The organism is Streptomyces sp. RK9, assembly GCF_045070545.1.
Lineage (GTDB): Bacteria > Actinomycetota > Actinomycetes > Streptomycetales > Streptomycetaceae > Streptomyces > Streptomyces alboflavus.
Map to the genome: position 1 here is coordinate 1,243,690 of NZ_CP173704.1, position 13,912 is coordinate 1,257,601.

12 protein-coding genes, 1 tRNA gene and 1 pseudogene are annotated in these 13,912 nt (G+C 71.4%); 8 read left to right on the forward strand and 6 right to left on the reverse strand.

The window, feature by feature from the left end; genetic code table 11:
• Window positions 1-236 precede the first annotated feature (236 nt).
• On the forward strand, window positions 237-1,478 hold the full coding sequence (locus AB6L24_RS25735) for a PucR family transcriptional regulator (protein ID WP_405658912.1): 1,242 nt from the start codon (window positions 237-239) through the stop codon (window positions 1,476-1,478).
• Between the two features lie 208 nt (window positions 1,479-1,686).
• On the opposite strand, the gene phoA is transcribed toward AB6L24_RS25735, so the two are convergent.
• Entirely contained in the window at window positions 1,687-3,066 is a 1,380-nt protein-coding gene (phoA, locus tag AB6L24_RS25740; protein WP_405658914.1) for an alkaline phosphatase, read from the reverse strand.
• 310 nt (window positions 3,067-3,376) lie between these two features.
• Between phoA and AB6L24_RS25745 the strand changes: the two genes are divergently transcribed.
• The 3 genes from AB6L24_RS25745 to AB6L24_RS25755 are packed head-to-tail and all read left to right on the forward strand — an operon-like array spanning window position 3,377 to window position 5,255.
• Entirely contained in the window at window positions 3,377-4,414 is a 1,038-nt protein-coding gene (locus AB6L24_RS25745; RefSeq protein ID WP_405658916.1) for an alpha/beta fold hydrolase, read from the forward strand.
• Window positions 4,415-4,454: 40 nt separating this feature from the next.
• Window positions 4,455-4,664 carry a hypothetical protein gene (locus AB6L24_RS25750; protein WP_405658918.1) on the forward strand — a complete coding sequence of 70 codons (210 nt, stop codon included), beginning with the start codon at window positions 4,455-4,457 and terminating at the stop codon, window positions 4,662-4,664.
• Between the two features lie 30 nt (window positions 4,665-4,694).
• A complete protein-coding gene (locus AB6L24_RS25755; RefSeq protein WP_405658921.1) occupies window positions 4,695-5,255 on the forward strand; it encodes a CGNR zinc finger domain-containing protein in 561 nt (186 codons plus the stop codon).
• Window positions 5,256-5,336: 81 nt separating this feature from the next.
• Here the strand turns inward: AB6L24_RS25755 and AB6L24_RS25760 are convergent, their stop codons facing one another.
• Window positions 5,337-7,037, reverse strand: coding sequence for a methyltransferase (locus AB6L24_RS25760; RefSeq protein ID WP_405658922.1), 1,701 nt, complete (start codon window positions 7,035-7,037; stop codon window positions 5,337-5,339).
• Window positions 7,038-7,087: 50 nt separating this feature from the next.
• The gene (locus AB6L24_RS25765) at window positions 7,088-8,260 is read right to left on the reverse strand and encodes a 4-hydroxybenzoate 3-monooxygenase (protein ID WP_405663331.1); all 1,173 of its coding nucleotides are present in this window, start codon (window positions 8,258-8,260) and stop codon (window positions 7,088-7,090) included.
• Window positions 8,261-8,539: 279 nt separating this feature from the next.
• Between AB6L24_RS25765 and AB6L24_RS25770 the strand changes: the two genes are divergently transcribed.
• A complete protein-coding gene (locus AB6L24_RS25770) occupies window positions 8,540-8,800 on the forward strand; it encodes a CopG family transcriptional regulator (RefSeq protein ID WP_405658924.1) in 261 nt (86 codons plus the stop codon).
• A complete protein-coding gene (locus AB6L24_RS25775) occupies window positions 8,797-9,240 on the forward strand; it encodes a PIN domain-containing protein (RefSeq protein ID WP_405658926.1) in 444 nt (147 codons plus the stop codon). The genes AB6L24_RS25770 and AB6L24_RS25775 overlap by 4 nt, the downstream gene beginning before the upstream one ends.
• A 107-nt stretch (window positions 9,241-9,347) precedes the next feature.
• Here AB6L24_RS25775 and AB6L24_RS25780 read toward each other — a convergent pair.
• Window positions 9,348-9,421: transfer RNA gene (locus AB6L24_RS25780), tRNA-Gly, on the reverse strand.
• A gap of 611 nt (window positions 9,422-10,032) precedes the next feature.
• On the opposite strand from AB6L24_RS25780, the gene dcd reads away from it, so the two are divergent.
• Both dcd and AB6L24_RS25790 read left to right on the forward strand, forming a co-directional pair.
• On the forward strand, window positions 10,033-10,608 hold the full coding sequence (gene dcd / locus AB6L24_RS25785) for a dCTP deaminase (protein ID WP_030362097.1): 576 nt from the start codon (window positions 10,033-10,035) through the stop codon (window positions 10,606-10,608).
• 8 nt (window positions 10,609-10,616) lie between these two features.
• The gene (locus AB6L24_RS25790) at window positions 10,617-11,114 is read left to right on the forward strand and encodes a phosphoribosyltransferase (RefSeq protein WP_030362096.1); all 498 of its coding nucleotides are present in this window, start codon (window positions 10,617-10,619) and stop codon (window positions 11,112-11,114) included.
• A gap of 164 nt (window positions 11,115-11,278) precedes the next feature.
• On the opposite strand, the pseudogene AB6L24_RS25795 reads toward AB6L24_RS25790, so the two are convergent.
• Both AB6L24_RS25795 and AB6L24_RS25800 read right to left on the reverse strand, forming a co-directional pair.
• Window positions 11,279-11,665 (reverse strand): annotated as a pseudogene (locus tag AB6L24_RS25795) (YIP1 family protein); the annotation flags it as partial.
• 747 nt (window positions 11,666-12,412) lie between these two features.
• Entirely contained in the window at window positions 12,413-13,891 is a 1,479-nt protein-coding gene (locus AB6L24_RS25800; protein ID WP_405658930.1) for an FG-GAP-like repeat-containing protein, read from the reverse strand.
• Window positions 13,892-13,912 lie beyond the last annotated feature (21 nt).

Consider the following 13,912-nt stretch of genomic DNA (forward strand, 5'->3'; position numbering starts at 1 on the left):
GGGCCGGACGGACGTGAATATGGCTCTGGTATGACCGGACCCCCCATTAAGCCCGCGCCGTCGGCGCCCCACAAGCGAAGAGAACGACATGCCCGTCGCCGCCGGAAAACTTTGCGCACCCTGATAAATGCACAACGCGAATCCCGTGCGAATTCACCCCCGACTCACGCGAAGTGACAAACCCCGTCCGGATCTGACCTGTCGATCAATTCGACGGGAATGGCATGCTCCCGGCCATGGGCGACCTCTTCGCGGAGCTGGCCCGGCGCGCGTCGAGCAGCGCCCGCCGGGAGGTCGACGCGTACGCGCGCGAGATCCCGGAGTTCGGGATCCTGGACACGGACGCCCGGGCCAGGGCGGAGACCTTGGAGTACGCGGTGTGGCTGCGCCGCCGGACGGGTGAACTGGCGCCCACCAACGACGAGTTGACCCCCTCCGACCTCACCGCCATCGCCGCGATGGGCGAGGCCCGGGCCGCCACGGGCCTGTCCCTGGAATCCCGCCAGCGCGTCCTGCGCCTGCACACCGCGCTGATGCTGCGCGAGGTCAACGAGGCGACGGACGCCCAGCGCGACGGCGACGCCGACGAACTCGTCCGCCTCCTCGGCTGGTTCGCCGCCCAGGGCGAACGCGGCATCGAGGCCTACTGCCAGGGCTTCGTCTCCGCGCTGCGCCACCGGCTCCCGTACGTCGACCAGGTCGCGCTCCTCGTCAAGGCCCTCCTGTCCGGCGACCCCATGGCGGCCGAACTCGCCCGCGCCGTCGGCATGGAGATGCCCGCGTACTGCGCGGTGACGGTGATCCGGGTCCCGGGCCCGCCCGGCACCCCGGGCGCGGAGCGGGCCCGGGGCCCGGAGGGCGAGATCGAGGCACTGATCAAGGAGCACCAGACCCCCCTGATGTGGTCCCCACCGACGGAGTCGATCCCAGGCGAACTGATAGCCCTGACCCCACTGCCCCCCATGGCCCCCGCGCCCGCAGCCCCACCCGCAGCCCCACCCGCCCCCACACAACCAAAAGAAGTCCTCACCCTCATCCAGGACTTCGCCCGGTCCCTCCCCACCCCCTGCGCCGCAGGCACCACCACGGCCGACCTCCCCGACCTGCCCACGGCCCTCGACCGAGCGAGACGCATCAGCAGGGCGGCCCCCCTGCGACGAACCCCCATCCACCCCCACACGACAGCCGACGTCTTCGTGGAACTCGCCGTTGCAGACGTCCCGTTCGTCGACGCCTGGCTCCACACCCTCGCCCACCGCCTGGCCCCCGGCCCGGACCTCCTCCTCACCCTCGACGCGTACTACACCCACGACATGAACCGCACGACCACGGCAACGGCCCTCAACGTCCACCCCCGCACCCTGGACTACCGCCTGCGCCGCGTACGCGAACTGACGGGGCTCGCACCGGGGTCGACGCGGGGGGTGCGGGTGCTCAGTTCGGTGGTGCGGAGGGGGTTGTCGGGGGCTTGGGGGTGAGAGAGGCCGCGATTGCTCCGGCGCGTGCACGGGGGCGTGGAGTCGACTAGCTCGCACTTCAACGCGCCCATTCAGGCCCGCATGTACGCGAGGACGCGGAGGGGAAGCCGGGGCGGTAGCCGCTGAGGGGCGGCCGTCGGCGGCCGGCACATATGCGTGAGGGTGCCGACACCGTGGTCGGCACCCTCACCTCTGTGCTGGACCTGGCTCAGCCGAGCCGCAGCGCCTCCCGCACAGTCGTGAACAGATCCGTCTGGTTCGTCACCCCGAGGACCCGGTACGCCTGCGGGCCCTGGGCCGCGATGCGGACCTGGGTGCCGGTGTGCTCCTGGGACTGGCCGGGGGTGTTCGTGGAGTAGTTGACCTTGAGCTGCTGGCCCTCGTTGGTGACGAGGGTGGAGGAGAGGCCGGGGGGCTGGGCCTCCAGGGGCACGATCTGGCTGGTGTGGGCGTGGTCGGCGGTGGTGACGACCAGGGTGTCCGGGTGCTTCTTGGCGTAGTCGCGGGCGACCTTCACCGCGCGGTCGAACGCCGCGGTCTCGCCGATCTGGCCGCACGGGTCGGCGGCGTGGTCCTGCTTGTCGATCGAGGCGCCCTCGATCTGCAGGAAGAAGCCCTGCTTGCTGTTGCCGCTCTTCTGCTTGGCCTCGAGGAGCTTGAGGGCCTTGCTCGCCTGGTCCTTCAGCTCCGGAGTGCCCGACGGACGGCCCGGGTTGGACGTCGTGCAGCGCTGCGGGTCCGTGCCGCCCTTGGTCGCCGCCTTGCCCGTCCACTCGACGGGCACGTTGCCCGGCGCGAACAGGCCGAGCACGGGCTTGCCGTTCCCGACCGACTTGACCTTCTTCAACTCGCGGTTGTTCGTGACGACCTGGTAGCCGAGCTTCTTCGCCTGCTCCGTGACGGTCAGCCCCTTGTACCTGCCGTCGGTGACCTTCTGGTCGAACCGCTGCTTGCCGCCGCCGAGGAGCACGTCCACCTTGTGGTTGACGCTCTGCTCGGCGATCGAGCCCGGCCCGCCCTTGGCGATGGTGTCCTTCGGGCACTTGGCCATGTCGGCCGGGCCCTGGCAGCTGCGGTCGGTGGCGTGCGAGGCGAGCACGGCCGGGGTGGCGTCGGTGAGTTCGGCGGTGGTGACCGAGCCGGTCGCGTAGCCCTTCTTCTGGGCCAGCTCCAGGATCGTCGGTACGGCCTTGTCGGTGCCCGGCGTCTTCGAGATGCGCCCGTTGACCGTCTTCACGCCGGTGGCCCAGCCCGAGCCGCTCGCGGCGGAGTCGGTGACGTAGTCGGGCGAGCCGTCCTTGTGCACCGCGTACGTCGTGTACGCGCCCGTCAGCGGGAACTTGTCCATGTTCAGGCGGCCGTTCGCGCCTACCGTGTAGTCCCGGGCGAGCGTGATCTCCGAGTCGCCCATGCCGTCGCCGATGAGCAGGATGACGTTTTTCGCCTTCCCGCCCTTGATGGCCCGCTGGGCCTGGTCCTCGGTGTCGGACGCCCCCGCCGACGCGGTGAGGGTCACGGCCGCCGCGGTGGCGGCGGCCACGGAACCGGCAGCTATCAGGCGACGACGGGACAGACGCGGTCCGGCCATGGAGAACTCCTCAAAACGTGCTTTGTCACGTGCTTGTACGGTGCAGCCACCTCACCAGCGCCACATGAACCGGACGGGACGTACCGGTGCTTTCTTGATGACCTGAGGGCGACGTGACGCCTGCCGTCGGTGGGAGGGGGCTCTCCGGCTTCGGTGCATGTGTCGTCACCCATTGAAATGGTGATGCATGACGCCCACCTGACGCATACTCCTCGTACGTCACCGTCTTGACTGGTGACGTCGCCCATGCAAAAGTCAGTCACCGGGCAAGCCGGTGTACGTGGATTCGTGGACACGCGGAGGAATACGCATGATCAGCAGGCGTGGCTTCAGCAAGGGTCTCGGGCTGGGCGCGGGGGCGACGGCCGCGTCGCTGGCAGGCGTGCGGGGCGCGTCCGCGGCCACCCCCGGCACGACGTCCACCGCCGCCCCGAGGGCCACACCCGCCTTCCCCCGCCTCAAGCACGTCGACGCCGGCCTGCTGCGCGTCGCCTACGCCGAACTGGGCCCCGCCCGCGGCCCCGTGGTCATCTGCCTGCACGGCTGGCCGTACGACATCCACAGCTACGTCGACGTCGCCCCGCTCCTCGCCGAACAGGGCTACCGAGTGATCGTCCCGTACCTGCGCGGCCACGGCCCGACCCGCTTCCGCTCCGCCCGGACCTTCCGCAACGGCCAGCAGTCGGCCATCGCCACCGACATCGTCGCCCTCATGGACGCCCTCAAGATCGAGAAGGCGGTCCTCGCGGGCTTCGACTGGGGCTCCCGCACCGCCGACATCATCGCCGCGCTGTGGCCCGACCGCTGCAAGGCCCTCGTCTCGGTGAGCGGCTACCTGATCACCAACCTCGAAGCCAACCAGAAGCCCCTGGCCCCCGCCGCCGAACGCACCTGGTGGTACCAGTACTACTTCGCCACCGAGCGCGGCCGCCGCGCCATGGAGGACAAGGCCCTGCGCCACGACCTGACCAGGTTCGTCTGGGACACCGTCTCCCCGACGTGGGACTTCGACGACGCCACCTTCGAGCGCACCGCCGCGGCCTTCGACAACCCCGACTACGCGGCCGTGGTCATCCACAACTACCGCTGGCGCCTGGGCATCGCCGACGGCGAGCGCCGCTACGACGCCCTGGAGCGCCGACTCGCCACCCGCCCCGTCATCACGGTCCCCACCATCACCCTCGACCCCGAACGGGACCCCTTCACCGCGCCGGGCGACGGAGCCTCGTACCGCGACCGGTTCACGGGCGCGTACGACCACCGGACCTTGGCGGGGATCGGCCACAACCTCCCGCAGGAGGCCCCGGCGGCCTTCGCGCAGGCGGTCGTGGACGTCGACAACTTCTGACGACGCGGACAACTTCCGACAGTGAGAACGGAGTTCGACCATGGAGAGCAACCAGCACACACAGGGCAGCGCGGACGCCATCGAATCCGCAGCCCGTCGCGCGACCTTCGGCCAACTCCCCGCCCGCATCCGCTACGAGGACATGGTCGAGGAGCGGACGGCCACACCGCACCACCCGTCGCGGTACTCCTACGACCCCGAGGGATCATGGCGGTCCTTCGCCTGCGTGGCCGCCGACCTGGGCCTCTGAGCCCGCCCCGGCACCTGCCGGAACAGTGACGTGAACCTCGGCCACGTCTTCGTCTGCGGCAACCCGGCCCTCGACTTCGCCGCGACCCTCCGCGCCCGCCGCTCCCTGCGCTTCGAGATGTTCGTGTCGCCGGAGCGGCTGAACGCCTGGTACGTGGAGTCGGGCCTGGTGGACGCGGTCTCCCCGGGGCAGGAGGGTGACGTAGCGCAGGCGAAGGCGGTGCGGGAAGCGATCTACCTGCTCGTCACGGCGCGCCGCCTCGGCGAGGAGTACGGCGGGACGGCGCTGACGGTGCTGAACGACGCGGCCCGCGGGCAGCCCGCCGTCCCGCAGCTCACCCCCGCGGGCCGCTGGACGCAGGCCACCCCGGGGGAGGCCCTGTCGATGGTGGCGCGGCACGCCGTGGAACTGCTCGGCGGCCCGGACGTACCGCTGCTCAAGGAGTGCGGCGATCCCGAGTGCACGCGCACGTACATCGACCGCTCGCGGGGCACGCGCAGGCAGTGGTGCGGGATGGAGTCGTGCGGCAACAAGATCAAGGCGGCGGCGTACCGGGCGCGCAGGAGGAGCGGGCCGGTGGTGGCGCACTGACCGACGCCGCCCGGCCGGAGCGCGCCCAAGGCCTCCCCCTCCCTGGGCCCCTCCCACCGCCGCGCCGCGCCATGTCCGCCCCTACGCCGAGGCCGACCGATCAGCCTTCCTCACGTGCAACACCGTCCCGTCCAGCGGCAGCGGCACCTCGCCCACCAGGGCGAGCCCGGCGTCGGCGAACAGCCCGCCGTAGTGGGCGGCGGTGCGCTCGCGCCCGCCGACGTTGCACATCATGTGGAGGTCCCAGGCGGTCGCCAGGGAGAACGCCCCGTCGGCGGGCAGGACGCGTTCCACGACGAGGAGGTCGGCGTGGGCGGGCATCGCGCGGGCGCAGTGGCGCAGGATCTCGCGGCACTGCTCGTCGTCCCAGTCGTGCAGGACGCGGGACAGGACGTAGACGTCACCGTTCTCGGGTACGTCCGCGAAGTCCCCGACCAGGAAGGCGCACCGCGGGCCAAGGTCCTCCAGCCGTCGGCGGGCGGCCTCGACGACGTGCCGGCGCTCCAGCAGGACCCCGTTCAGGCGTGGGTGCGCGGCGAGGACGCGGCCGAGCAACTCCCCGTTGCCGCCCGCGACGTCGACCACCGTGGCCCCGGCGGGCGCCCCGGCCGCTGCGGTGAGCACCGGGTGTGTGGGGACCGGGTCGAACATGGCGGACCCGGCGGCCATGGACTGGTCGAAGAGTTCCGCGAGCCGGGGGTCGCGGGCGAAGTGGTCGAAGTGGTTCTCGCCGAAGTGGTGCTCGAAGGCGACCTGTCCCGTGCGCACGGTGTGCCCGAGCCCGGCGAAGGACTGGTAGAACGGTCCGCCGTACATCAGCGCGAGCGCCCGCATCGACCCCCGGTCACCGGCCCGCAGCAGGCCGCCGACCGCGGTGAGCCGGAAGCCGTCGCGGCCCTCCACCACCACGCCGACCATCGCGAGATAGCGCAGCAGCGTCGCCAGGTTCCGCGGCCGCGCGCCGACCTGCCGCGCCAACTCCTCGACGCCGGTGCCGCGCCCGCCCTCCCCCTCCATGACGTCGGGCACCCGCAGCTCGGTGAAGGCGGCGAGCGCCTGGGTCGTCCACGCCCCGGTCAGCAGGCGAAGGACCGTTTCGGCGGGCTGCCGGGAGCGATGCTCCGCGAGGTGCGCGGAGAGTACGTCGCGGTGGTCGCCGGGGACGTACAACTCCACGCGCCGATACCCGACCTTGGTCTCGGCAGCGGCACCGAAGTAGAAGACCGTGCCGTTCTCGTGCGGGTTGTAGCCGCCGCCGTCCGCGGTGGCCCCGTAGCGCGCGAAGGTCGCACACAGGCCGCGCAGCACCAGCGGGTCGGGCGCCACGACCTCGAAGGCCACGTGCGCCTCGTGCTGCCCCTCCCGCTCGGCCTCGGCGACGGCGCCCAGGTCCGACCCCGGCGGCACGGTCAGCACGAACACCTCGACCGTCCGGTGCGCCCCGTCCACGCCGACGACGGGGGGCCGCAGGATGCCGACGTCCAGCTCGCCCGCCCGCCGCCGATGCCGTACGGCAAGTCGCTCGCGTACGACGACACTCGGCCCCGGCGGCAGCGCCGGGACGAGCCCGCACGTGGTGAGCATGCTCCGCAACTCCGCATCGTCCGCGGGGAAGACGAGCTGCGCGGCATGCGAGAAACGGCAGTGCTCCACGAGGGTCCGCAGCTCGGGCCCGTCGAGCCCGGGGAAGAGGAGGGGGAGCAGGGCGGCGGTGTCCTGCTCCTTGACGAAGTCGACGGTCGAGAGCAGGCGGGACGTGTCGCCCGACAACGTCGTGATCATGGCGCGAATCCTCAGGGGTTGGGGGTGGGGGTGAGGGTGGGGAAAAGCAGTCACAGGCCGACGTAGTGCTCGGCGAACCAGTCCTGCTGGCTGCGCGAAGTCCGCAGCGAGGTGAGCCGGGCGCGCCGCAGGGAGTCGTGGAAGGCCGCCGAGTCGTCGGCTTCGCCGGACGGGGAGCCGTGGAGCAGCCGGATCATCCAGTGCGAGAACTCCTGCGCGCGCCAGATGTGCGCGAGGGAGCGCGCGGAGTAGGCGTCGAGGCCCTTGTCGTCGCCGTGGACGAGGTCGTCGATGAGGGCGCCGCCGAGCATCTCCGCTTCCAGGACGGCGAGGTTGGCGCCCTTCGCGGCGGAGGGGCTGACGAGTGCGGCGGCGTCGCCGACCAGGAACAGCGAGCCGTGGCGCAGCGGTTCGAGCACGTCGGAGTCGAGGTCGACGACGGCGCGCTGCACGAGGCGCCCCCGGCGCAGCGGACCGTACACATCCGCCCGCATCCGCAGCTCCAACTCCTCCCAGACCTGCTCCTCGGACCAGGCGTCGGCCGGAGTCCCGCGCGCGCACTGCACGTAGTACCGGGTGACCTCACTGGTCCGCGCCATGTGCCCGGCGAAACCGCGCTCGTGCACGGCGTACCCGACGGCGTCCAGACTGGGCGGCGCCTCGGCGAGCAGCCCGAGCCAGGTCACGCCGTGGTCGAGGTGGTGACGGCGCACCGATCCGGCGGGCAGCGAACGCCGTGCCGCCCCGTGCCGCCCGTCGCACCCGGCGACGTACCGCGCGTGCCACCGCCCGGGCCGCCCTTCCGCGTCGCGCACGGTGACGGAGGGCCGGCCGGTGTCGGCGTCGTGGACGGCGAGGGCCTCGACGCCGAAGTGGACGCGCCCGCCGAGCCCCAGAAACCGCGTCAACAGATCATCGACCAACTCCTGTTGGGGATAGACGGTGTGCCGCTCACCACGCCCGAGCCCGCTGTAATCCAGCCGAAACCGCCCACCCTCACTCCGGAACTCACACGTGCTGTGCGCTCGCCCCCGCAACCGCAGCCCCTCATCCAGCCCGTGCCGCTCCAGAATCCGCACGGTGTTCGCACCGAGGAACCCGGCCCGCGCCCGCGCCCGCACATGCGCGCGCTCGGCCCGCTCCAGAACGACACAGTCGACCCCACCCCCCTGAAGAAGATTCCCGACCACAAGCCCGGCCGGCCCAGCCCCAAGAACCACCACATCGGCTTCACGCCGCCCCTGCACGTCTGTCACAAACCGGGATCGTAGGTGCCACGAAACCGGCTTACCTGACGAAATCACCTGAAGGAGCGGGGTCGTAGCAGTGAGGTGGGGCGTGCGGGGTGGGGGGTGCGCTGACGTGCGACGACGGGCGCGGGCTCGGCTTCCGCCGGGGTGGGACGGGGTCGGTGGCCCGGGCGGCCGTCACCTCGGTGTGGCCCTTGCTGTAGGCGATCGACAGGACATACACCAAACTGGTGTATGGACTACTCTTGGTACATGTCCATGAAGCGCACGAACGTCTACGCCGACCCCGAGGACCTGGCGATCATCAAGGAGGCGGCCAAGCGGCGCGGGATAAGCGAGGCCGAGATCATCCGTCAGGGGATCCACCTCGCGGCGATGGCGAACCGGGTCTGGGACGAGCCGCTGTTCTCGCGGACCTTCGAGGGGCCGGGTCGTACGCCGTCCAAGGCCGAGGTCCAGGACGCGGTGGTCGACGCGGTCCGGCGCGAGACGGATCCCGGAACCGCCGCGTGATCATCGTCATCGCGGACATGTCCGGCCTCCTCGCCGCTCTCGACTCGGCCCATCCGGAGCACGGGGCGGCGAACGAGGCGATCATGGCGGCCGGCCTCCTGGTCATGTCCCCGCTCCTGCTGGCAGAACTCGACCACCTGGCCACGCGCGAACTCGGGCGGGAGGCCGCCATCAGCGCGATCGACGACCTCCGGCGCTGGATGGGTCGAGGCCGCGTCGTCGTACCGGAGATCACGGAGGGACATCTGGGCGCTGCCCAGTCGGTCCGTGGCCGCTACCGCGCACTGGACCTCGACCTCACCGACGCGGTGAACGTGGCCCTGGCCGCGGACTACGACACCGACGCGATCCTCACCCTCGACCGACGCGACTTCCGAGCGGTACGCCCTCTGGGTCGACACAAGGCCTTCCGGGTCCTGCCCGACGACTTGCCCCTGTGACGAGGGCACTCCCGCACCTCGCCGCAGCGGCTGATCGGGCAGGCCGCGAAGGCCGCCGCCGCGCGGGCAACAAGAAGGCCCAGGTCGTCCGACCTGGGCCTCAACTGTGGAGCGGGTGACGAGAATCGAACTCGCACTCTCAGCTTGGGAAGCTGATGTTCTACCACTAAACTACACCCGCGCGACGCTCCCGGTTGAACCGGTTTCGTAGCTTCGCACACTCTACCCCATCCCTGGCCCCGGGCGCCGCCGCGCCGAGGCCCCGCTGCGCTGTGTGGGCTCTGCGTGACTGCGGGCGAAGGGAGTTGGGGCGTACGGTGGGGGCCGCCTCGGGGGTGTGGCTCCGGTGTCGGTCGGGGTTGCGGTGAGGGTTCCGTGAGGGCCCCGTCGGAGACGGAGTGCCGCCTGGAGTGGCGTCCCTTTCATCCCGTAATGTGGCTTTCGCCGTCGGCCGGAAGGTCGGATCGGAAGGCCGGGAACGGCCTCCGTTCGTGGGTGGACGGCACTTGCGTAACGGCTCTGGGGAAGGGACCCGAGGACTTGATGGAGCGCACCGTCGTCCGTTGTGCCGAAGGGCACGTGTTCAGCACCGCTTCGTTCCCGATGCAGCAGGCCGACCGGCTCGGCCCGGGTCGGTTGATCCGATGTCCTCGCTGTGCCCGGCTCCGGCACGCGGTTCCGGTGGAGTTGCAGAAGCGGTAGCGGCAGGGGAAGGGGGCACAGCCTCCCTGACCGGGGCGCGCGGGTCTGTCCGATTGGGGCGGTCCCGCGCGCTCTGCGTATCCTCGGTGCGTGCTTCTCTCAGACAAGGACATCCGGGCCGAGATCGACGCCGGGCGGGTCCGGATCGATCCTTACGACGAATCCATGGTGCAGCCGTCGAGCATCGACGTGCGCCTCGACCGCTTCTTCCGGGTGTTCGAGAACCACCGCTACCCGCACATCGACCCGTCCGTCGAGCAGGCGGATCTGACCCGGCTCGTCGAGCCGGAGGGGGACGAGCCGTTCATCCTCCACCCCGGGGAGTTCGTGCTCGCCTCCACGTACGAGGTCATCACCCTCCCCGACGACCTGGCGTCGCGCCTGGAGGGCAAGTCCAGCCTCGGGCGGCTCGGGCTCGTCACGCACTCCACCGCCGGGTTCATCGACCCGGGATTCAGCGGTCACGTGACCCTGGAGCTCTCCAACCTCGCCACGCTGCCCATCAAGCTGTGGCCGGGGATGAAGATCGGCCAGCTGTGCATGTTCCGGCTGAGCTCCGCCGCCGAGTCCCCCTACGGGTCCGAGCGCTACGGCTCGCGCTACCAGAACCAGCGCGGACCCACCGCCTCCCGTTCCTTCCTCAATTTCCATCGGACCCAGGTGTGAGCCCCAGCATGAGTGACGTTCGCGAAAACCTTACGTACGAGAAGTTCGGCGGCGCGATCCGCGAGCTCGCGCAGACCATCGCCGACGACGGGTACGAGCCCGACATCGTGCTGAGCATCGCGCGCGGCGGCGTCTTCGTCGCGGGCGGGCTCGCGTACGCCCTCGACTGCAAGAACATCCACCTGGTGAATGTGGAGTTCTACACGGGGGTGGGGACGACCTTGGAGATGCCGGTCATGCTGGCTCCCGTCCCGAACGCCATCGACTTCTCCGACAAGAAGGTGCTCATCACCGACGACGTCGCCGACACCGGGAAGACGCTGAAGCTCGTCCACGACTTCTGCCTCGACACCGTCGCCGAGGTGCGCTCCGCCGTCATCTATGAGAAGTCCCACTCGCTCGTGAAGTGCGAGTACGTGTGGAAGCGCACCGATGAGTGGATCAACTTCCCGTGGAGTGTCGAGCCGCCCGTCGTGAAGCGGCAGGGGCAGGTTCTCGACGCGTAGCGGTCAGCGGTTCTTGTGCGCGGCGAAGGGCCCCGGTGAGCTTGTGCTCGCCGGGGCCCTTCGCCGCGTACGGAAGCTCAGAACGTGCCGAGCTTGACGATCGACAGGATCGCCAGGAGCTGGATCGCCGACGCGCCCAGCGCCCGCGGCCACGGCAGGTCGTGGGACTTGCTCACCATGAGGGTGAGGAGCGCGCCGGCCGCCAGCCAGGTGGCCCAGCCGAGGAGCTGGACGAAGCCGTTGCCGCCGCCGAGGAACAGGGCGACGACGACGCGCGGGGCGTCCGTGATCGCCATGATCAGCATGGAGAGGCCGACCGTCGGCTGCCAGGCGCCGTCGCCGCCGAACTGGCGGGCCAGGGAGTGCGTGACGATGCCGAGGATGAAGGCGCTGAGGGAGATCGCGACGCCGGTCGTGATGACGTACGGGATCGCCGTGGACAGCGTGGCGTTGAGCACGTCCTCGCGGGCCTCGTCGAAGCCGAAGACGGCCAGCAGGCCGTAGAGGAACGTGACGATGACGGCCGGGGCCCACATCGCGTAGTCCCGCATCTGGAGGAACGTCGGGACCGGGCGGAAGACGATGCCGCGCAGCAGCTCCTTCCAGGGGAGCTTCGGGCCGATGGGGCCCGCGGGGGCCTGGCCCGCGCGGTAGGTGTCGCCGTGGTTGTACGGGTCCTCGCCGAGGGAGAAGGCCTGGGTGTGCCCGGGGTTGTTGGCGGCGTACGGGTCGTGGCCGCCGCCGTGCCCGCCGGGTCCGCCGGGTCCGCCCTGGCCACCGTGGCCGCCGTGCCCGCCCTGGCCGCCGAAGTACTCGGGCTCGCCCTGGCCGCCCGGAGGCTGCGGCCACTGCTGGGCGCCGCCGTGGTGCTGACCCCCGCCCTGCGGGCCGCCGCGCTGCCCGCCGCCGTACTGGCCGGGGCCCGGGCCGCCGTACGGCGGCTGTCCCCCGTACGGCTGCGGGGCCGGGCGGCCGCCGCCGGGCGCGGGCGGGTACCCGTACGGCGCCTGGCCGCCCTGGGGGGCCTGCTGTCCGTACGGGTCCTGCCGCGGTCCTTGGTGCGGCCCCGGGTGACCGCCCTGACCGGGGTGCCCGCCTTGGGGCGGGCCCTGTCGGGGTCCTTGCTGTGCGCGGTTGTCCCGGCCGCCGCGTCCGATCCTGAATCCAGCCACGGAATCGAACGTACCTGGTCTGGCGGGGTGCGGTCGTCCGTCCTGTGGAGGAGAGCGGCTTTGCGGCTGAGCTGTGACAACCCCTAGGGGGACCCTGAGGGGACAACCCCAGGTCAGGGGCTCGGGTCAGCGCCCGAGAACGCTTCCGTACGCCAGTGCGGTGGAAGTCGCCGGGAGGGAGAGGGAGTTGGGGGTGAGGGCGGTGGTGCCGGGCGGGAGCGCGCCCGGGACGGCCCAGACGCCGCCCGCCGAGGCGTTCTCACCGGGGGCGGAGACGGCCAGGTCGGGCGTGCCGTCCTTGTCGTGGTCGCCGGTGGCGAGCGCCGCGCCGAACCGGTCGCCGGTCTCGGCGGTGCCGGGGATCTGGTACGTGTCCTGCTGGAACGCGTAGCCCTTGGCGGTGCCGTCGCCGATCTCGTCGTCCGCGTCGAGGATGCCCTTCTTGCCGCCGAGCAGGACGGTGGCGCTGCCCGCGTTCTTCTTGGCCCCGATGGCCTCGCCGGGCGCGCCCACGATCAGGTCGTCGCGGCCGTCGCCGTTGACGTCCGCGGCGGTGACGGCCTCACCGAAGCCGTCGCCGGCCTCGGCGACGCCGGGGACGCCCGGGGTGTCCTGGTTGAGGGTCTGCTTGCGCGTGCCGAAGCTGTCGGGGCGGTCGCCGCCGTAGCGGATGTGGATGCCGCCGCCCTTCGTCAGCTCCTCGGGACCGCACGGGTCGTCGATGTTCTCGTCGGCTATCTCGCGGCAGTTGCCCAGAGCGAGGTCGTCGTGGCCGTCGCCGTTGAAGTCGCCGGTGGCGAAGGCGGAGGTGGCGCCGTTGCTGTTGGCCCAGTCGAGGAGGAGACGGCCCTCGCGGCTGTCGTAGTGGTAGAGCATGACGTGGGACTGCGTGTACGGCTGCTGCTTCGTGTAGTACGCGACGGCCAGGTCGCTGCGGCCGTCGCCGTTGTAGTCGCCCGTCGACAGGACGGGGGCGCGGCCGCCCATGCGGTCGCCCATGCCGGGCTGGGTGCGGTCGGCGCGCGGGTTGTAGTTGACGACCACCTTGTCGGTGCCGCCGATCGCGAGGTCCATGTCCGTGTCGCCGGTGAAGTCCGCGGCGACGACGGCGTTGCCGTACTGGTCCTCGGGCTTCTCGCCGCGCGCGGCGGTGTGCGAGCCGGCGAAGCCGCCCGCGTCGCCGTACACGACGGTGACGCCGCCGGTGTCGGCGCGCCCGTCGATGTCCTCACCGGGCGCGCCGATCGCGAGGTCCGCGTACCCGTCGTTGTCCACGTCGGTCACGGCGACGGCCGCGCCGAACCTGTCCCCGGCCTCCGGGGTGCCGGGGACGTTCTTGGTGGACTGCGTGACGCGTACGTTGCCGGCCCCGCGCAGCCCCTTCGGGCCGCCCCAGACCACGTTCACGTACCCGGCCTTCGCCTTGCCGCCCACGGAGGCGTCGGGGACGCCCACGGCCAGGTCGGCGTAGCCGTCGCCGTTGAAGTCGCTCTCGACGGGCTTCGCGGGCGGCTCGGCGGCGCCCGCGCCCGCGGCGAACGGCAGGGCGAGTCCGGTCGCCGCGAGGGCCGTGGCGGCGGCCAGGGCGAGGGTGCGTGTGCGCACAGGGGCTCCAACTCGTTGGTG

Excerpts from the sequence above, each read along its gene's own strand:
- AB6L24_RS25735 (WP_405658912.1), top strand. The coding sequence starts at position 237 with ATGGGCGACCTCTTCGCGGAGCTGGCCCGGCGCGCGTCGAGCAGCGCC.
- phoA (WP_405658914.1), bottom strand. The coding sequence starts at position 3,066 with ATGGCCGGACCGCGTCTGTCCCGTCGTCGCCTGATAGCTGCCGGTTCC.
- AB6L24_RS25745 (WP_405658916.1), top strand. The coding sequence starts at position 3,377 with ATGATCAGCAGGCGTGGCTTCAGCAAGGGTCTCGGGCTGGGCGCGGGG.
- AB6L24_RS25750 (WP_405658918.1), top strand. The coding sequence starts at position 4,455 with ATGGAGAGCAACCAGCACACACAGGGCAGCGCGGACGCCATCGAATCC.
- AB6L24_RS25760 (WP_405658922.1), bottom strand. The coding sequence starts at position 7,037 with ATGATCACGACGTTGTCGGGCGACACGTCCCGCCTGCTCTCGACCGTC.
- AB6L24_RS25770 (WP_405658924.1), top strand. The coding sequence starts at position 8,540 with ATGTCCATGAAGCGCACGAACGTCTACGCCGACCCCGAGGACCTGGCG.
- AB6L24_RS25790 (WP_030362096.1), top strand. The coding sequence starts at position 10,617 with ATGAGTGACGTTCGCGAAAACCTTACGTACGAGAAGTTCGGCGGCGCG.